15 protein-coding genes are annotated in these 17,814 nt (G+C 57.9%); 9 read left to right on the top strand and 6 right to left on the bottom strand.

Annotated elements, in window-relative coordinates; genetic code table 11:
• Nucleotides 1-118 precede the first annotated feature (118 nt).
• The 5 genes from glmS to VH599_05310 form a co-directional block, all read right to left on the bottom strand.
• Nucleotides 119-1,984: a glutamine--fructose-6-phosphate transaminase (isomerizing) gene (gene glmS, locus VH599_05330; protein ID HEY7347720.1), complete on the bottom strand. Its 1,866-nt coding sequence runs from the start codon at nucleotides 1,982-1,984 to the stop codon at nucleotides 119-121.
• A 335-nt stretch (nucleotides 1,985-2,319) separates the two neighbouring features.
• The gene (locus VH599_05325; protein ID HEY7347719.1) at nucleotides 2,320-3,054 is read right to left on the bottom strand and encodes a CdaR family protein; all 735 of its coding nucleotides are present in this window, start codon (nucleotides 3,052-3,054) and stop codon (nucleotides 2,320-2,322) included.
• 16 nt (nucleotides 3,055-3,070) lie between these two features.
• The gene (cdaA, locus tag VH599_05320) at nucleotides 3,071-3,949 is read right to left on the bottom strand and encodes a diadenylate cyclase CdaA (protein ID HEY7347718.1); all 879 of its coding nucleotides are present in this window, start codon (nucleotides 3,947-3,949) and stop codon (nucleotides 3,071-3,073) included.
• Nucleotides 3,950-4,099: 150 nt separating this feature from the next.
• A complete protein-coding gene (locus tag VH599_05315; protein HEY7347717.1) occupies nucleotides 4,100-7,918 on the bottom strand; it encodes a tetratricopeptide repeat protein in 3,819 nt (1,272 codons plus the stop codon).
• A gap of 390 nt (nucleotides 7,919-8,308) precedes the next feature.
• On the bottom strand, nucleotides 8,309-8,806 hold the full coding sequence (locus VH599_05310) for a YajQ family cyclic di-GMP-binding protein (GenBank protein HEY7347716.1): 498 nt from the start codon (nucleotides 8,804-8,806) through the stop codon (nucleotides 8,309-8,311).
• A gap of 200 nt (nucleotides 8,807-9,006) precedes the next feature.
• Between VH599_05310 and VH599_05305 the strand changes: the two genes are divergently transcribed.
• From VH599_05305 to VH599_05295, 3 genes are all read left to right on the top strand, one after another.
• On the top strand, nucleotides 9,007-9,717 hold the full coding sequence (locus tag VH599_05305) for a C4-type zinc ribbon domain-containing protein (protein ID HEY7347715.1): 711 nt from the start codon (nucleotides 9,007-9,009) through the stop codon (nucleotides 9,715-9,717).
• Nucleotides 9,718-9,806: 89 nt separating this feature from the next.
• On the top strand, nucleotides 9,807-10,223 hold the full coding sequence (locus VH599_05300; GenBank protein ID HEY7347714.1) for a ribonuclease HI family protein: 417 nt from the start codon (nucleotides 9,807-9,809) through the stop codon (nucleotides 10,221-10,223).
• 138 nt (nucleotides 10,224-10,361) lie between these two features.
• Nucleotides 10,362-11,477 carry a glycosyl hydrolase family 18 protein gene (locus tag VH599_05295; protein ID HEY7347713.1) on the top strand — a complete coding sequence of 372 codons (1,116 nt, stop codon included), beginning with the start codon at nucleotides 10,362-10,364 and terminating at the stop codon, nucleotides 11,475-11,477.
• A gap of 33 nt (nucleotides 11,478-11,510) precedes the next feature.
• Here VH599_05295 and VH599_05290 read toward each other — a convergent pair whose 3' ends face one another.
• Nucleotides 11,511-12,113: a hypothetical protein gene (locus VH599_05290; protein ID HEY7347712.1), complete on the bottom strand. Its 603-nt coding sequence runs from the start codon at nucleotides 12,111-12,113 to the stop codon at nucleotides 11,511-11,513.
• 200 nt (nucleotides 12,114-12,313) lie between these two features.
• Here VH599_05290 and VH599_05285 point away from each other — a divergent pair, with 200 nt between their 5' ends.
• From VH599_05285 to VH599_05260, 6 genes are all read left to right on the top strand, one after another.
• Nucleotides 12,314-13,162, top strand: a complete 849-nt coding sequence (locus VH599_05285; GenBank protein ID HEY7347711.1) for a sigma-70 family RNA polymerase sigma factor — start codon at nucleotides 12,314-12,316, stop codon at nucleotides 13,160-13,162.
• On the top strand, nucleotides 13,159-13,752 hold the full coding sequence (locus tag VH599_05280; protein ID HEY7347710.1) for a zf-HC2 domain-containing protein: 594 nt from the start codon (nucleotides 13,159-13,161) through the stop codon (nucleotides 13,750-13,752). The genes VH599_05285 and VH599_05280 overlap by 4 nt, the downstream gene beginning before the upstream one ends.
• A gap of 92 nt (nucleotides 13,753-13,844) precedes the next feature.
• The gene (locus VH599_05275) at nucleotides 13,845-15,128 is read left to right on the top strand and encodes a cysteine desulfurase-like protein (GenBank protein ID HEY7347709.1); all 1,284 of its coding nucleotides are present in this window, start codon (nucleotides 13,845-13,847) and stop codon (nucleotides 15,126-15,128) included.
• A 325-nt stretch (nucleotides 15,129-15,453) separates the two neighbouring features.
• Nucleotides 15,454-16,335, top strand: a complete 882-nt coding sequence (locus VH599_05270; GenBank protein HEY7347708.1) for a CDP-alcohol phosphatidyltransferase family protein — start codon at nucleotides 15,454-15,456, stop codon at nucleotides 16,333-16,335.
• The gene (locus tag VH599_05265; protein ID HEY7347707.1) at nucleotides 16,332-17,051 is read left to right on the top strand and encodes a phosphatidylserine decarboxylase; all 720 of its coding nucleotides are present in this window, start codon (nucleotides 16,332-16,334) and stop codon (nucleotides 17,049-17,051) included. The genes VH599_05270 and VH599_05265 overlap by 4 nt, the downstream gene beginning before the upstream one ends.
• 9 nt (nucleotides 17,052-17,060) lie before the next feature.
• Nucleotides 17,061-17,780 carry a methyltransferase domain-containing protein gene (locus VH599_05260; GenBank protein ID HEY7347706.1) on the top strand — a complete coding sequence of 240 codons (720 nt, stop codon included), beginning with the start codon at nucleotides 17,061-17,063 and terminating at the stop codon, nucleotides 17,778-17,780.
• The last annotated feature ends 34 nt before the right edge of the window (nucleotides 17,781-17,814 follow it).

Below are 17,814 nucleotides of genomic sequence, written 5' to 3'. Positions count from 1 at the left end.
AACAAAGCCCGCTTCTTTAGGGACGGATTGTGCAATACTTTATTCTAAAGCACAGAACTTTATTCTAAAGCGCACAACACTATTCTAAAGGGACAACTCTCACAACACCCGAGCAAGCTTACTCGACTGTTACCGATTTGGCCAGATTCCGCGGCTGATCGATGCTGCATTCGCGCGCGATCGCCGCGTGATAGGCGAACAGCTGGAGCGGGATCACCTGCAGCAGGGGCGCGAGTAGCTCGTGCGCGGAGGGGACGTAGAACACGTCGTGGGCGTGCTGCGCGATGGCCGCGTCTCCTTCGGTGGCCACCGCCACGACGCGCGCATCACGGGCACGAACCTCTTGAATATTGCTGATAACCTTATCATACGTTTTACTGGCAGTAGCAATCGCCAGCAGCGGCGTATCGGGGTCCAGCAGTGCAATAGGTCCATGCTTCAATTCACCAGCAGGATAGCCCTCCGCGTGAATGTACGAAACTTCTTTGAGCTTCAGCGCCCCCTCCAGCGCGATCGGGTAGCCCGCGCCGCGGCCGATGAACATGAAGCTCGAGCAGGTGGAGAGCTTGCGCGCCACTGCCTGAAGGTGGTCCTCCCCACGGTCCGCCCGGTCCAGGATCTGCTGCATCTGCCCCGGGATCGCCTCGAGGCCAGCGAGCACCCGCGCCAGTTCATCGGCGCTCAGCGTCCCGCGCAGGCACCCCAGGTGGAGCGACAGCAGCGCCAGCACCGTGACCGACGTCACGAACGTCTTGGTGCCCACGACACAGATCTCCGGCCCGGCCTGGAGATAGAGCACCGCATCTGAGAGGCGCGTGATCGCGCTGCCCACGGTGTTCGTCAGCGAAATGACCGGCGCGCCACCATCACGTGCCTGGCGCACTCCGGCCAGCGTATCAGCCGTCTCTCCAGACTGGGTAATGGGAAGGCACAAGACCTCCGCCCCAACCACAGGATCACTGTAGCGAAACTCAGAAGCCGATATCACCTCCACCGGGATACGTGCCCACTGCTCCAGCATGTATTTTGCAATCAACCCGGCATATAAGGACGTGCCACAGGCCACCACCACCACCCGCTGAATGCGGTGCAGCACGCCCTGGACTTCCAGTGCGCCCAATTCCGGCAGGCGAAGCTCCAGCCCGGACGGCGTTTCGATCAGGCGACCCAGCAACGCGCGGCGAATGGCCTCCGGCTGCTCGTGAACCTCTTTGAGCATGAAGTGGTCGTAGCCGCCCTTCTCTGCTGCCTCCACATCCCACTCAATCGTAAGCGGCTCGCGCACAATGCGATTCCCCGCCAGATCACAGAGTTCCACGCTCTCTGGTCGAAGCGCCACCAACTCGCCTTCTTCCAGAATGATGACCTGGCGTGTGTGCTTCAGCAAAGCAGGAATATCCGAAGCCAGGAATTGCTCATGCTCACCCAGTCCGACAATCAGTGGGCCAGCATAACGCGCGCCGATCAACATATCCGGGTGACGCTGGCTGACTACCGCAATAGAATACGTGCCAGTTACCCGACCCAACGCAAGGCGTACCGCTTTGAGCAGATCGCCATTGGTCCTGGCATAGTGCGACTCAATCAGGTGCGCCAGAACCTCCGTATCAGTCTCAGAGAGAAACTGATGCCCCTGGCTGCGCAGTTCCTCGCGCAGTTCGGCGTAATTCTCAATGATGCCATTATGCACCACCGAAATCTCACCCTGGCAATCGCTGTGGGGATGGGCATTATCATCATTTGGCCGACCGTGTGTTGCCCAGCGGGTATGCCCAATCCCTACCGAGCCAAGGGGGCCATCATCTTGAATGACGCCAACCAGATTGGCGAGTTTGCCCGCGCGCTTGCGCACTGCCACCCTACCATCATTCCCCAGCACCGCAATCCCCGCCGAGTCATAGCCGCGATACTCTAAGCGCCGCAGGCCATCGAGTAAGATGGGGGTTGCCTGCTGCGCGCCAACATAGCCAACAATTCCGCACATGGGAATAGACTCCTCCCTTGAATCCAGAAGGCAAACAATCTGTATTCATACCGCTGACTTCGTTTTGGCCCGGCAGTCGCCTGCCGGTTTTGTCGAAGCCTTCGTAGGGGTCGGCTACTCCCTGGAGGCATCCGCTGATTTCCCGCTCATAAGTGCCAACTCTGAACGAGCCAGCCCAACAAGTCGGTTCGATACGCCTCCTCCTCGTCAACTGGGAGCCTCCTCCTCCCAGCCCATGCGCTACTGAGCCGTTACATTTCACCATATCCTCATTAAAGGATACCGTAATACGGAAACTTTGCCAAGCCCCTAAATCTGGCGCAGATTGGCCCTTGCTATGAAGTAGTTCGCGGTATCGGCGTGAGCGTTACCGTCACATCAGCAGGCGTCGTCTGCTCGCTAATATCAGCAGACACCGTCACCTGAACCGGCAGCACATAACTCCCCGGACCCAGGCCACCGACATCCACTACTGGGGTGAGTTCTACCGCATTGAGTTCAGGCAACGGCCCTTGCAGAGTCACAGACACCGAAGGCGGGGTGATGGTCCCTGTCAGATTTGGCGGCAGATTCTTCAGGGTCACGGGCGCGCTTGCCGTTACTTTGCCCTGCAATGGCGCAATATAGATTGAAACAGTCACCGTCGAAATGGAAGTACTCGAAATCCCTAATGGAAGATCAAGCCCAATCACGCGAGTAAGCGTTCTGATTGCTCCCGCAATATCAATTGGTTTGGTGTTGATAGAATTGGCGTCTCCAAGCCCAGGCACTGTCCCCTGAATCGTAATCGAAGGGGGGGCCACCAGCACACTTGTCACGGCATAGCCATCGCCAGGGTTGCCGTGAAGCTGCGGCACTACCGAGACCGTCCGATAGGAACCAGTTGCCAGAGCAGGCGTATTACCCGTCTTGCTATCAGGAACCACATACCACCACAGCGCAAAGGTAGAAACCAGCGCCAGCAGAAAACGCAGCCCCAAGGTGTGGAAGATAAAACGCGCGCCGGCTCGCAATCCCCTGGTCACGCGGGAACTCAGGTTGTGGGTTGGTGAATTCTCTTTGGATAGCATACCTCAAGCCCGATCCTCATGGCCGATCTCCAGCCTTCAATTTATCGCGCGCAAAGCCGCCAGTAGCTCCCAAAGGGATACGCCCCGAAGTCGCAGGTCGGCGCATCCGCCGTCCAGGTGAGCGCAGGGATACCAGCATCCGTCGCAGACGATCTTCGCTTACATTCCGTATTAGCCGCCCATGCTCAGCCAGCGAAATCGTGCCAGACTCTTCTGAAATAATGATGGCAATCGCATCCGTTTGTTCCGTCAGGCCAAGGGCCGCGCGATGGCGTGTCCCCATATCGGCATACGCATGCATCGCATCTGAAAGAGGGAGCAGCACCGCAGCAGCAATCAATCGATCACCGCGAATAATCACAGCGCCATCATGCAGCGGCGAATTCGGGTAGAAGATCGTCAACAACAACTCGGCGCTGACCAGCGCATCCATCCGCACTCCGGTAGCCGCATAATCTTCCAGACCCGTACTGCGTTCAATACAAATCAAAGCGCCCGGCTGCCGACGATCTTTCAGGCGTGTTGACGCCTGACAAATCTCGTCAACAGTACGCTCGGTTCCGCGTGAAAAACTCGTGCGAGGGCGATTCATCACTTTGCTGCTGCGCCCCAGGTATTCTAACAGGCGTCGTAACTCCGGCTGAAAGATCACCGGCAGCGCAATCAAGGCCGCAGGAATGGAGTAGCGCAAGAGCCAGTTGAGCAGGGTCAGGTGAAAGACCGAACTGATAAGGATACCAGCCACCAGGACAATAACCAGCCCTTGCAGAATCTGATCGGCGCGAGTTCCCCGCACCAGCACAAGGATGCTGTAGATAACCAGGGTCACGATCAGAATGTCTAACGCATCAACCCAGGTCAGGCGATCAAACAGCAAATGAAGGAAGGAACTCATACCACTCCTCCCCGCTGCCTCACAACCAGGGGACACGCCACAGAGAAGAACACCCCATGACAAGATAGCTTGTTGGTTCGTATACCCCGCACAGCAAAGCTCCAGGATACCTGTATCCAGGCGTGCTCTGCCACATCTTGCCCCGTCGATCTAGGCCCGTCGTGCTTGCAGTTCTTGCAACTGCCGCATGCGCTCAAAGGCAATCGTATTATTCGGGTCCACTTTGGCAAGGTTGCGGTAGACACGCACCGCCTGTTCGTATTCGCCAACCTCCGAGTAGGTCTGCCCAAGTAAATCATACGCCTCAAAGTTGCTTTTGTCCATAGCAATAAGTTGTTGCAGCGCAGCAACCGCCTCTTTAGTCTCATGGCTGGCAAAATAATGGCGGGCAATCATAGACTGATGCTGCGCCGCCTCGTCACGCCGCCCGGCCTGGAGGCAATATTGGACTATCTCCATGCGCGCCTGCACATTATCAGGGATCAATTGTACCACCTGACGGAAGGCGCTCAGCGCCTCTTCTCGGCTCCCCATATCCCAATAAATCGAAGCAATCCGCTGGAGTATTTTCGCCGCCTCGGCGCTCTGCCCGGTATGCAAATGAAGCTCCACCGCCACGCGCAGTTCGCTCAGCCCTTCATCAAGCAATCCCCAGCCAACATAAATATCGCCAAGTTCTGCGTGGGGGGCTGGCTCCTGGGGAGCCATAGAGCACATCTTTTTCAGCACATCAATCGCCATCTCCACCTGCTTATTCGCGCGGTAGTACTTGACCAGTTGCGCGTATTCTTGCAGGCTCTTTGGCATCTCCGCGCTCTGCAAGGATGAGGCTGGCGACGATGAATAGACAGCCTCCTGGGCTGGCAAGACTTGCTTCACCTGTTGAGCTATTTGCTGCGCCTTCTCAAGCTGCCCCGCTTGCTGGTAGGCTTTCGCCAGCAGCAGCGAGATCTCCACATCTGGCGCGTGATGCTCCTCGTTATTTTCACGCGGGCGCGCCCCCCAGGCAGAGGGATCAAGAGGTGAACGCCGCGCCGCAATGGCCGCCTCCTCCAACTCGCGAGCAGCATTCATCGCGTTGGTCGCGCCGCCCTGATCCAGATAGCACTTGGCGATAGCGTAACGGCAGAGGACTTCCATCCCCGGCCCATTCATCGCCTTCTGGTAGCTCATAATGGCTTCACTGAATCGCCCGGCCTGCTGCTGAATTTGCCCAAAGCTATAGCGCAGGTCCACATTGGAAGGTGATGCGTCCACCACCTGGGCATATTCACGCACCACCACCTCATAATAACGCTGGCCGTCACCACGCAGCGCTTTGAGCAGGCGTCCCAGCACATCCAGAGCAGCAACACGATTTGCCCCAGCCCCCATCGTTCCTACGGAACCTGGTGTCGCGCTGGTCCCAACCCCCGTTGCCACCGCAATCTGCCAGCGCACCAGCGCCATCGCATTGCGCGGGTCCAATTGCAGCACCCGTTGGTATTCGCCAACTGCCTGAGCGCCGCGGCCAGCTTTCATCAGTGCCAGCGCATAATTCAGGCGCATCGGCACATGATTCGGGTTCTCCTGAAGAGCCTGCTCATACTCCTGAATCGCTTTATCAGCATAGCCCATACGCAAATACGACTCAGCAGCGGTCATGCGCTCGCGCATCAATTCCTCAGCGCGGCCATGAGACGAGAGCAGGTTAATCAGGCGAACGCGATAGGGCAAATTATTCGGCTCAAGCTCCAGAATGCGCCGGTAGGTAGCAATCGCATCATCCACACGCCCGTGTACCAGATAAGTATCGATCAAAATAGTATATTTGGTAATCGCCTGCTCTGTTTTCCCCTGTTTGACATAGATTTCGCCCAGCATCAGATGAACATCGAGGTACTGGGGCGCCATCTCAATGACACGCAGACACTCCTCGATAGCGGCAGTAAGCAAGCCATGCGCGACATACTTGTCAATATCACGAACAGAAGCAATCACCTGCGAGCGCAGCGGCTCAGGCAGCGGAGGAATCCCACTTGGCGTCGGGCCTAACATCCCACTCTGCGAACGCAGCTCCCCCGAACCTGCTCCAGCCGCGCCAAGAAGCGCCTTGAGCGGGTCAGATGCGGTGCCAGCAACAGCGGCTCCAGTGGGCGCTGCTCCATACGCCAGCGAAGCAAGGGGATCAGAAGCAATACCCCCATCCTGGAAAGAACCCGGAGGCATCGCCCCTGGCTGTGAAGCCGACTGACCGGCCAGCGCACCCAGCGACTGCAAGGAACCGGACATCTGAGCCTGATGCGCGCTCGCCGGAGCAGGGCTGGAGAGCCAGTCATCATTGGAAGCCCCGGAGAAACCCTGCCCTCCTGCGTTATTCCCCAAAGAGATGGTGGGGGGTTCACCAGGCTGGGCAAACGAGATGGTGGCCGGGTCGGCAATATTCGGTTGACTGGGCGAGGATCCACCACGCTGGCCGAAGGTAATTGTTGGCGGCTCCGGTTGATGTGGCGATGCTGGCGATGCCGCGCCTCCGTGCATTTCGCCTTCGGCCATCATCTGCTCAACCTCAGCAATTTGATCTTGCCAACTCCGGCTGCGCAGGAAGCCAAGCAGCGCATTATACACCGTCTCGGTCTGATCCAATTCACCCAGCGCCCGATGCGCTTCAGCGGCTTCATGGCACAGTTGGATCAACTGATCTGATTCTTCCAGCGTCAGCGCGTCCAGATTCACGCGATCCACTGCCTCATCGAAATGTTGCGCAGCGGAGTTCAGATCCCCCATCGCTCGATAGCACTGCCCCAGCGCATAAAAGCAAGAGAGCGCGTAATCGGGATCGTTGAGCAGTTCACCAAACTGCTCAATAGCCTCCTGCCAGCGCTCCTGCTCTTGATAGAGCCACCCAAGAAAATAGCGGGCGTCAGGTCGATCAAATCCACTACTGATAATCTGCTCGCAGAGATCAATCGCCTCGGCAATTCGCCCCTCCGTCTGGGCCGTCTGCGCCTGGCGCAACGCGCTGGCAACCTGCGCAGCAGTCATGCGCTTGCGCCCGTTTTGCTCGCTTGATCCTGCTCGGCCAGCATTTCCTGCCCCCTTGCCTCCCCCCTGCGCCGATGGTGTGCCTTTCTTCGCCATGCTGTTCCCCGTCCTGCCCATGATGTCTGCACTCAACGCCTCTGGTTCGGCGGGAGCATCCCGCGCCGCCGGATCAGAGACCATCCCCGGCGTTATCGCCGAGGGAACAGAGAATTTGCCGGTGGACGAACTCGCCTGAAGTCCCGCGAGTGGCCCGGTCCAGAGCGGAACCCCACCATCACTCAGATCAGGCTCCGCCAAAACCATATAGGTGGCTAGTTCCTCACGTATCGCCTTTCTTGTTGCCGAGGAGTCAGGTGGGCTATCTGAAAGGCGAGCAAGCATTTTCCTGGCCTGCTCGTTCTCAGGATCCTCCCGCAGCGCTGCTTCACAATGCTGCCTGGCGTGTGCCAACTCGCCTTGCTGGGCATATCCCCGCGCCGCAGCGAGATGTTCTCGGAGCGCAGAAGAAAAATCGCTCTTACCGCGAAAATGCTCAGCAAGCCGCTCGTGCGGTCCTGGCTCCTCAGGCGATAGCTGCGCAGCTTTCTGCCAGGCGGCCTCGGCACGCGCTGCCTGAGCGGATTCTGCATAGTAATCGCCTAACGCGAGATACGCATGAAAAGCGTCGCCGCGACGCTGAAGAATAACATAGAGTTCAGCAACCTTTCCCAGCGCAATACTATTGCGCGCATCCTGCTCCAGCACGCGGAGATATTCCGCCAGCGCCGCCTCCCATTGTCTGGTCTGCATATAGCAGAAGCCCAGCCCACGCCGCGCGCCTGGATCAGCAGGGAACTCTGCCAGCGCCCGCTGATATTGCCTGGCTGCCTCAGCCCACTGGCGATCCCAGCGGAAACTATCGGCCTGGCTCATGGCCGCAGCAAACATCTCCCGATTCCCTGGCATGAACTCAGACCCCTTTTGAGCGCATTCCCTACGCTGGTCATCTTATCGCCGCGCCGCGCCAGGTTCATGCTGGAAGTTTGCCCACTCATGCGCCAGCAGGCCAGTTCTGGCCGCATCTGACCGCATCCAGCCATGCCTCACTCGCGCCTAGTATAACATACAGCGACAATCCTCTCCGGCTTGACAACCCATATAGCCTGCCTGATCGTTTACTATATCGCTTACCGGAGCAGTGCTGGAGCGTGTGAGCGCCTTTCTATGCTGTGGTACTAAGGTACTAGCAAGAACTCAGTAGCTCAGTTCGCGGCTTTGCTATCCTGCTTAGCAATTTTCTGACCGTTTTTCTGCTCTAGCCGCTTCTCCAGCGCCGTTCTGGCGGCGGCGCCAGAGCTAGCTCCGATAATTGATAAATTGCAACTCAACCGAATAATCCTGTTTCTTGAGGGTCGCTATCACGGCCTGAAGGTCATCGCGGCTTTTGCCCACCACACGGACAGCATCGCCCTGAATCTGTGGGCGCACCTTAGGGTGCTGGTCACGAATCAGCTTGGAGATCTCGCGTCCAAGCTCCGGCGAGATGCCCTGTTGTAGCTCAAACATCTGCCGCACCTGGCTGCCCGCCGCCGTTTCAATCTTTCCTGGCTTCAAAATCTTCAGAGAAAGGCTGCGGCGGATCAGCTTGCTCTCCAACACATCGCGGATACTTTTCAGCGTGAATTCGCTGTTGGTCGTAATGGTTATGCTTTTCCTGGCCTCATAGCGAATATCCGTTTTCGTATCTTTTAGATCAAAGCGTGTCTTCACCTCGCGCCGCGTCTGATCGAGCGCATTGACCAGTTCCTGTTCTTCAAACTGAGACACGACATCAAAAGAGTTTTCTCCGGCCATCTCACTCATCCTCTTTGCTGCAAAGCGGCTGAAGCATCAAAAGAATACATAGCGAAGGATATAGCAAGCCCTATTGTATCCTACTGAAAATGCCTTGACAAATAATCAGAGCCGCCTGGCCGTTTCTCGGCTCTTGTCGCTGTTGCCAGGTCAGGAGTAGAATGATCATGCTATCCAGTCTTGCAGCAAGGAGCGGCGCTATGAGCAGAGCAACACAGGCGGCTTTCCTCTACCAGTTACAGCAGCTTGACGGAGAAATCGAGCGTGTCGCTGCTGAGAGCCAGGCGATCAACGTCGCGTTACAGGACGACTCAGCGTTACGCCAGGCGCAGCAAGAACTTGAATCAGCGCAGCATTCCTTGCGACAGCGGCAGCAAGCGCAGCGCGCAGCCGAACAAGAACTGGCCGACCTGGCGGCTCGTATCAAGGGCCACAACGACCGCCTCTACAGCGGCGCTGTCACGAATCCGCGTGAATTAGGATCGCTGCAACAAGAGGTACAACATCTGCGCGAACTTCACAACACCCAGGAAGATCGGGTTCTGGAAGCAATGGCAGCGGCAGAGGACGCTCAGGCGCTCGCAGAGAGCAGGAGGGCCAGGCACGAAGCGGCTGAAAAGACACGCCAGCAGGAACAGACCGCGCTTGGCGAGCGTCAGCGTCAGGTGGAGGCAAAACTGGCGGAACTGCGTCAGCGACGACAAAGCCTGGCCGAAAGCGGCGATCCCTCGCTGATTCGGCGCTATGAGCAGATTCGTCGCACTCGCGGCGGCAAGGCGGTGGCGATAGCCGAAGGCGGCACATGCCAGGGATGCCGTGTCGTCCTGACGGCCAGCGATATGCAGCATCTGCGCAGCAGCGCGGATATAACGACTTGCGGCAACTGCGGGCGAATCCTGTACCTCCCTTAAACAACCAGCAAGAGCTTGTCAAGCAGTAAGCAGGTAGGCGCTCATGCAGGCAGGTTTCTGGCTTCTCATATACTCAGAAAGGAGGCTCCATGATCGAGCCAGGCCAACGACTCATCCTGCGCACCGATGGTGGCTCGCGTGGCAATCCTGGCCCTGCCGGCGCGGGTATAGTCATTGAGAACGCGGAAGGCAAACCGCTTGCCCAGGGGCGCAAGTTTCTAGGGCAGATGACGAATAATCAGGCGGAATACCATGCCCTCATACTTGGGTTGCAAGCGGTGACACGCTATCAGCCGGTAGCTGTGCAAGTCTTCCTGGATAGCGAACTGGTCGTCCACCAGATGAACGGACGCTATCAAGTAAAAGGTGCCCGCCTGCTTCCGCTCTATCAGCAAGTAAAACAACTGGCAGCGCGGCTGCCAGCAGTGCAGTTTGCGCACGTCCCCCGCAGCCAGAATCGTCGCGCCGACACTCTTGCCAACGCGGCAATGGATGCTGGCGCCTGATCCAATGCACCCCACTTTCAAGCGCCTGATGGCTCAATATGCCCTGAACCATCTCCTGCATTTGGGAAAATGTGAGCTACGACCACGAACCAATCAGATTTGCATGCTACAATAGCGACATGACATCAGGCACAGAGATTGCAGCCAGAAAGAGTACTCTTTCTGGCGCAGGTGAACGCCTTGCAAACGATACGGAAACCGAAGCTCGAAAAGTCGGCTGATACATTTCCCAATACGACGCGCTGGTACTGGCGGCTCTTGCGGGCAGCAGGTATTGCCCTGGCGCTCTTGACGGTGCTGGTCGGGTTTCTCTGGTGGCGGCTCAATGCCACCGAGACCAATTTCAGCGGCGCGCACTTCAACCAGGAGCAAAACGCCGTCTGGGCGGAGCATGCCTGGGTTGGAGAATCGCACACGCCCCAGGAATATGATGACCTGGCAGCCCTGCTCAGACAGGAACAGATTGGCTACCTCTTTCCCCACGTCGGCCCGCTTAATGGCGACGGGACCATTCCATTGGACCTCTACCCCAACGCCGCTGCTTTTGTCCGCGAGATGAAGTCACGCCTGCCCAATCTCAAAATCCTGGCCTGGATAGGACAGATCGAGAAAGATGGCGGCGGACCTCTTGACATGTCCAACGCGCAAACGCGCGCCAATATCGCTGCCGAGGCCCGGCGCTTTACCCAGGCTCTCGGCTTTGATGGCATCCATTACGACATCGAGCCGGTTCACAACCTTAACCCCCATTTTATCGATCTACTCGATGAGACACGCGCCGCCATCGGTTCCAGCAAAGTCCTTTCCATATCAGCACCCAAATGGGCGCCAGCCGCGCGCGTTATCCCCTTCGTCCAGGCCATCTCCGGGCGAGGGACGGCCTGGTGGACCACCTATTATTTTCTCATCGTCAGCTCTCACATCGATCAGTTGGTAGTGATGATGTACAACACCGCGCTGCCAACAGCCGACCTCTATGAAACGTTGGTCAAACAGGAGACAGCGCATATCCTGGACGCCAACAGCCACGCTCAGCACCCAGCCCAGGTGCTGATTGGCATCCCCACCTATCATGATAATGGGCCAGGCTTCCACGACTCAGCCGAGAATATGTTCAGTGGCCTGCGCGGCGTGACGGCTGGCCTCAACAGCGGGGAAGATACCAGCCACTTCGGCGGCATCGCTATCTATCCGCTCTGGCTGACTACCGAGAGCGACTGGCAGACATACAATCACCTCTGGCTGGGGGAATAGCCAGCAGGCTCCATAGCAGTGCTGCTGGCCCCATCAGGCTTCGACTTTTGGAAGTGGTCCATCGTCGGCATCTTCTCCATCACGCCCCACTGGTCCAGCAGATTCACCGGGCGCCCGGCGATAAAGCGTCCAGCGCCGTGACTCCGGCAGCGCAATCGGCTCAGCCCTCGGCGAAGGAGCATCGAGTGGGTCTGCCTCTGTCTGGCGGATATGGGCCAGGCCCTCTGAATGATCGGTTCGCGCGGCAGGTGGCAGTTCCATCGGGCGACCAGGCGTAAGATAATGCCCCAGGATAAGCGCGCAGCCAACGGCCAGCGGAATCAGCCCGGCCAGCAGCCAGGGGCCAAGATGGTATGGACTGACTAACGACGGCGGCATGTAAAAACCAATGGGGTAGAGGCCCAACGTCAACGCCAGACCAACCATCGCGGTAATCAGGCCACCATGAAGGACTCCCGCTCGCCTGATGAGCAAGGGCTTCGGCAATGTGTTGCGCCGTTTATCGGGTGGGGTAATGCCACGCGCAATCATTGCCATACGCTCGCGGTGTTCCAGATAGCGCCGCAGCGAGAGAAAGCTCAGAAAAACAATTAAGACGAGCAACCAGCCCAAAGCAAGCACAAGGAGATCATTCATCGTTTTCTTTCCTGGCAACCAATCTGCGTCTGGTCTCTATCTTACCATCTACCATATGGCTTCTGGAGTAAGAGCATATGTTGCAATATTTTGTTTCGTGTTATTATATGGGACAAAGAAAGCTGGCTCAAGCAGAACGCCGCGCTGGCAAGAAAGCCCTGGCAATGCTCGCGCACCACTACTGATCGCTGAGGAGCCGTATGAGCCATAATGGTTCACGAAACTTTTTAGACTGGCTTCTGCTCAAACAGGATATGAATGACGAGCAGATGCCACTCTCCGCGCGGGCCTTTGAGTCCTATTCCCCGGCCATTCCTCAAACTCAGTCGGCCACCGAGGAGGCTGAACGCGAAAAGGAGTTCGTGCGCCGATCATGCCAGGGGGACCAGGACGCCTTCGCCGTGCTGGTACGCAACCATCAGCGCCGGGCCTTTATTCTGGCGTTCCGCATGTTGAATGACAACGAAGAAGCCGCTGAGGCAGTTCAGGAAGCTTTTCTGGCGGCCTGGCAGGGCTTACATACCTTCCGAGGCGAAGCGCGCTTCTCCACCTGGCTCTATCGCGTCGTTTATCACTGCTGCCTGCGCATGCTGGAGCAGCGCCGCCGTAATACGCGCGATCTGGATGCAGCGACAGCCCAGGCCGAACATCAGGCGGCCCTGGAATCAGGCCAGGAAATTCAAGCCCTGGTCGCTGACCGAGAGCGCCAGAAGACTATTCGGCAAGCTATCCAGGAACTGCCTGGGAAGTATCGCGCCGTCTTGATCTTGCGCCATCTGCAAGAACTGACCTATGAGGAGATTGCCCAGGCGCTCAGCCTTCCGGTGGGAACCATCAAAACCCATCTGTTCCGCGCGCGCAACCTCTTGAAAGAACGCCTCCAATTGCTGGAGCATGAAGAGTCCTCGTCTCCATCTCCGACTCATCCAAACGCCCCCCAGCCTCTACCAGCTTCTGAGAAGCCCGCGCCCTCACTTCTTGCCCGTTTTGCCTCTCCATTCCTGCGCCTGGAATCAGCAGGCGAGCGAGGAAGGAGTGAGAGATCATGATCTGCTCACGAGCACAGCGCCTGCTGCAACTCTATATCGATCACCGCCTCAGTCTGTCACACACGCGCGCTTTGGAGCGCCACCTGGCTCATTGCGCCGCCTGTCGCTTCGAGTGGACGCAGCTTGAAGATTTGCTTGCAGACATACACAGCCTGAGCAACATCACCGAACCAGCCTGGCTCACTGAAGCGATCATGGCGCGCATCGCCGAAACAACCGCCCAGGCTCCAGAGAAGTTGCCAGCCGAAACACGCAAGCTCCGGCAACGAGCAAGCCATCGGGCAGGCTTCCGGCCAACCATGCAAGACCTGATACTCTCTTCCATGCTGGCAACCATCGTAGTCATCAGCTTCGTGCTGTTTCAGCCAGTCTTGCGCAATGGGTTGGTCAAGAGTGTGAATCCGCTGGTGGGGCCGGTGCTGGCCGGGCTGCAATTCCTCATATCGCCAGATGCTGGAATCATGGGCTTGTTTGTCTGGCTGCTCTGGATACTTCTGGGCGTCTGCATCACCCTGGTATTGGCGGGGAGCGAGGTTCGCTCGCACTGGCGTCAGCGCATACGTAACAGGCTGCCGCAGGGCTGGCGCTAGCACAGACCCCCTACCGCATTGCCGGGCAATCGTGTCATAATAGGGGAAGCCAAAAACACCCATCAAAACGGCTCGACCCCAGGAGGACACACATGCAGGCCCCTTCACCTGATCTGCAAGCCTATCGCCGCTTCTTCCCTGCCCTCAATCAGACCATCCAGGAACACCCTCTTGTCTTTTTCGATAACCCCGGCGGTACCCAGGTTCCCTCAACCGTCCTTGACGCGATGACCGCCTATCTTACGCGGGCCAATGCCAACACCGGCGGCGCCTTTGCCACCAGCCGCCGCACTGACGCCATTATCGCCGAAGCTCGCGCCGCAATGGCCGATTTCCTTAACGCCGACGCGGATGAGATCATCTTCGGCGCGAATATGACCACGCTCACCTTCGCCATCAGCCGGGCGCTGGGGCAGGCATTCCAACCGGGCGATGAAATCCTTGTAACCAGACTGGATCACGATGCCAATATTGCCCCCTGGCTGGCCCTCCGTGAAAGTGATGTCGTCATCCAAACCGCAGAGTTTCAACCGGCCACCTGCACATTGGATATGGATGATCTCCGCAGCAAGCTCTCGCCGCGCACCAAGCTCGTCGCAGTAGGCTATGCCTCCAACGCGGTAGGCACTATCAACGATCTGCCAACGATTATCAAATGGGCGCGCGAGATCGGGGCGCTGGTCTTTGTTGATGCCGTTCAGTACGCGCCACACGGCCCCATAGATGTTCGCGCGCTGGATTGCGATTTCCTGGTCTGTTCGGCCTACAAGTTTTTTGGCCCCCACCTGGGCATCCTTTATGGCAAGCGCCCGCTGCTGGAACAACTGATGGCCTATAAAGTGCGTCCAGCCCCCAATGAACCACCAGGAAAGTTCGAGACCGGCACACTGAACCACGAAGGCATTGCAGGGTTGCTCGGCGCGCTCGATTATCTGGCAATGCTTGGCCGGGATCATGCCGACCTCTATCCCGAAACGTATCCCGACTGGAGCGGACGCCGCCGCGCGCTCAAGCTGGCAATGCGCGCCATCCAGGAATATGAGCGTGGATTAGTCGCCTATCTCCTCGACTGCCTCAGCAGCATCGTTGGCCTCAGCCTGTTGGGGCTGACACACCCCGAAGACCTGCCCCGCCGCGTACCCACTGTTGCCTGTATCAGCAATCGCCATACCCCTCGTGATATGGCCCGCGAACTGGGCGAACACGGCATCTTCACCTGGGACGGCAATTACTACGCGATGGCCTTGATGGAACGCCTGGGCCTGGGCGAACAGGGCGCGCTGCGCATCGGGCTGGCGCATTACAACACCACCGAGGAAATTGATCGGCTGATTGCCGTACTGCGGGAACTCCACACAGAAATAGAAACGCCCTGAAACGCCTGAGCCAACTCAAGCGTCCGGGGGTGCAGCGCATATCATATAATGAAAGAAATGAAGTATTCACCTGGCGCCTTGATACCAGGGTAGATATGCTCCGATGCCAGGGGAGAGGCTATTGACAAGCTTGAGGGACGTGCTATACACTCGCGCCAACCGCTGCTCCAGGCCAGCCTTGACTCACACCTGTAGCACACGCCTGTAGCCTCTTGATCCTCAAGTCAAGGCGAGAGCGAGATTTTTGCCGGAAAGGGAGAGACCACAGGTGAGAGGGCATAGCACGCCACCTGAAGAACCATTTGCAACGCCTATAGATGCATCTATGGATGGTGTCCACAGCCATCCAGGCGCACTGATCTGGCTTCCCAGCGCCATTACGACTATCGCATTGGTAGCGGGTTTTGTCGGGATAGTCCTTGCTGCCGACCCCAGCGAGCCAAATCGTTTCGTGTATATTCCACTGCTGGTAGGGTTAGCGGTCTTTTGCGATGGCATTGATGGGCGCGTGGCGCGCGCGCTGGGCGCGTGTTCTAAATTCGGCGAAAACTTTGATTCGTTCGCTGATCTGGTTGCCTTTGGCGTCGCGCCTGCTTTCATGATTTATCAACTCTTTTTGCGCGAGCTACCTACGCCGGGCTTCGTTGCTATCGCCATCGCGTCATCATTTGTCTTCTCCAACGCCTTCCGCCTGGCCCGCTTCGCCACAAAAGAATACAATCCACGCTTTTTCGAGGGTCTACCCACGACGGCTGGCGGAGCGTTTATCGCCAGCCTGGCTTTCTGGGGTGTCACCCTGCCACCTGTTGCCGCTGCCGCTGCGGTGCTGGTGACGGCCATCCTGATGAGCAGCCACATCCAGTTTCCCAAATTGGGTCAGGTCTTTGGGCGAGCGCCATTCATGCTGAAATGGACGCTTCTGCTGGCAATTGTCGTGGCGCTGGTACCCTTCCAGGCGCGGCTGCTCAGCCTCATCATCGTGGGCTATGCCTTCTACGCGCTGGTCTGGTCCACCGAGCGCGCCGTCCGACGACGCTTCCGCCGGGCGATGCCAGCGGCGGCAGTTGGCCTGATGTCCGGCCCGGCAGGCGCACAGTTCGCCGGGATCACCACCATCACCGTTACCGACGATGAGGACGATGACGACGACGAAGAAGAGGCCGAAGAGGATTGGGATGATGATTGGGAGAGCGAGGACGAGCCTTGAGCCTGGAAGGAGCGAAAAATCAGCCCGCGCAGTTTCCTGGAGAGATGCTGGCGCGCATCGAGTCTGACACGCCCGCACTGGGCGCGCTCAAAGAAGGTCTCCCCTATATTGGCGGGGCGCTCGTCGCCACACTCATCATCAACAAACTCCTCCCCTGGCTGGGCAAGTTCTTCTGGCTTGTTCCGGCCATGCTGCTCTTCTTTTTCCGCGATCCTCCGCGTCCATATCCGCAGGACGATGCATGTATCTATGCAGCGGCTGACGGCACGATCATGGCGGTTGATCAAGTGGATGAGGATTGGTTCATTGGTGGGCCTGCCACTCGCATCGTGACTTTTCTCTCCGTCTTCAACGTTCACGTGAATCGCAGCCCGGTGGCGGGCGAAATCATAAAGCTCCGGTGGAAATCTGGCACATTCGCTAACGCCATGAACTTTGAGAAATCTGAGGCTAACGAACGCAACATGGTTGCTATCAATGGTCCTCACGGCAGGATCACAGTGGCGCAGATTGCCGGGCTGCTGGCTCGGCGCATCGTCTGCTGGGCTGGCGAGGGTGAACACCTGCGCGCCGGCCAGAAGTTTGGCATGATTAAATTCAGTTCGCGCACCGACGTGCTGGCCCCACATGGCACGATAGAGGTAATGGTCAAGCCAGGCCAGCAAGTGCGTGCTGGCATCACGCCTATTGCCCGTTACAACACATCCGGCGAGTAAAAAAACTGCATGAACCTCAGCAAGCGCGACAACACTATTGAAGAATTGCTTGATGCGCCAGTAACCGATCAAGGGCTGCTGGCGCGTAACCTTCGTGACATTCGCCGCATCAACCTGCTGCTCGGCTGGACAAGCCTGGCCTTGAGCCAGGTAGCGCAGACGGTGGCGCGCCAGCAGCTTCAAACCTTCTCATTGCTAGATGTCGCCACCGGCTCAGCGGATATTCCCAAAGCCATTGCCCGCTGGGCACAGCGCCAGCAGCTTCAGACAAAAATCGTCGCCACCGACATCAGCGAGCAGGTGCTCGCCTCGGCGCGAACAAACTGCGCCGACTTTCCCGAAATCCACGTGGAGCAGCAAAACGCGCTGTCGCTCTCGTATGCAGATCAATCGTTTGATCTCGTATTGTGTTCGATGGCGCTTCATCACTTTGCCCCTGACGATGCGCCCATGCTGCTGCGCGAGCTAGCGCGGATAAGTCGGCGCGCTGTCATCGTCAGTGACCTTCAGCGCAGCTTTCCAGCCTATCTGGGAGCCTGGCTGCTCACACATACTCTGATGCCCAACCGGCTGACTCGCCATGATGCGCCTGCTTCGGTGCGCCGGGCCTATACCGCCCGCGAGGCTCGCGCCCTGGCAGATCAGGCAGGGCTGCATTCTGCGGCTATAAGAATAGTCTTTCCTTTTCGGCAAATCTTGCTCTGGGAGCGCACATCTCCGGCCTGTTGATTTCAGAAGCTCTGCATCTTTTTGCAAGGAGAGT

It is taken from the genome of Ktedonobacterales bacterium (assembly GCA_036557285.1).
Taxonomy (GTDB): domain Bacteria; phylum Chloroflexota; class Ktedonobacteria; order Ktedonobacterales; family DATBGS01; genus DATBHW01.
Note: the sequence above shows the minus strand (reverse complement) of the source record. Positions and strands in the feature narration are given on the sequence as shown.

What these genes read in the sequence shown, in the direction of transcription:
- VH599_05290 (HEY7347712.1), bottom strand. Translation starts at nt 12,113, where the DNA reads ATGAATGATCTCCTTGTGCTTGCTTTGGGCTGGTTGCTCGTCTTAATT.
- VH599_05285 (HEY7347711.1), top strand. Translation starts at nt 12,314, where the DNA reads ATGAGCCATAATGGTTCACGAAACTTTTTAGACTGGCTTCTGCTCAAA.
- cdaA (HEY7347718.1), bottom strand. Translation starts at nt 3,949, where the DNA reads ATGAGTTCCTTCCTTCATTTGCTGTTTGATCGCCTGACCTGGGTTGAT.
- VH599_05325 (HEY7347719.1), bottom strand. Translation starts at nt 3,054, where the DNA reads ATGCTATCCAAAGAGAATTCACCAACCCACAACCTGAGTTCCCGCGTG.
- VH599_05270 (HEY7347708.1), top strand. Translation starts at nt 15,454, where the DNA reads ATGGATGGTGTCCACAGCCATCCAGGCGCACTGATCTGGCTTCCCAGC.
- VH599_05260 (HEY7347706.1), top strand. Translation starts at nt 17,061, where the DNA reads ATGAACCTCAGCAAGCGCGACAACACTATTGAAGAATTGCTTGATGCG.
- VH599_05275 (HEY7347709.1), top strand. Translation starts at nt 13,845, where the DNA reads ATGCAGGCCCCTTCACCTGATCTGCAAGCCTATCGCCGCTTCTTCCCT.
- glmS (HEY7347720.1), bottom strand. Translation starts at nt 1,984, where the DNA reads ATGTGCGGAATTGTTGGCTATGTTGGCGCGCAGCAGGCAACCCCCATC.
- VH599_05305 (HEY7347715.1), top strand. Translation starts at nt 9,007, where the DNA reads ATGAGCAGAGCAACACAGGCGGCTTTCCTCTACCAGTTACAGCAGCTT.
- VH599_05300 (HEY7347714.1), top strand. Translation starts at nt 9,807, where the DNA reads ATGATCGAGCCAGGCCAACGACTCATCCTGCGCACCGATGGTGGCTCG.
- VH599_05315 (HEY7347717.1), bottom strand. Translation starts at nt 7,918, where the DNA reads ATGCCAGGGAATCGGGAGATGTTTGCTGCGGCCATGAGCCAGGCCGAT.
- VH599_05310 (HEY7347716.1), bottom strand. Translation starts at nt 8,806, where the DNA reads ATGGCCGGAGAAAACTCTTTTGATGTCGTGTCTCAGTTTGAAGAACAG.
- VH599_05280 (HEY7347710.1), top strand. Translation starts at nt 13,159, where the DNA reads ATGATCTGCTCACGAGCACAGCGCCTGCTGCAACTCTATATCGATCAC.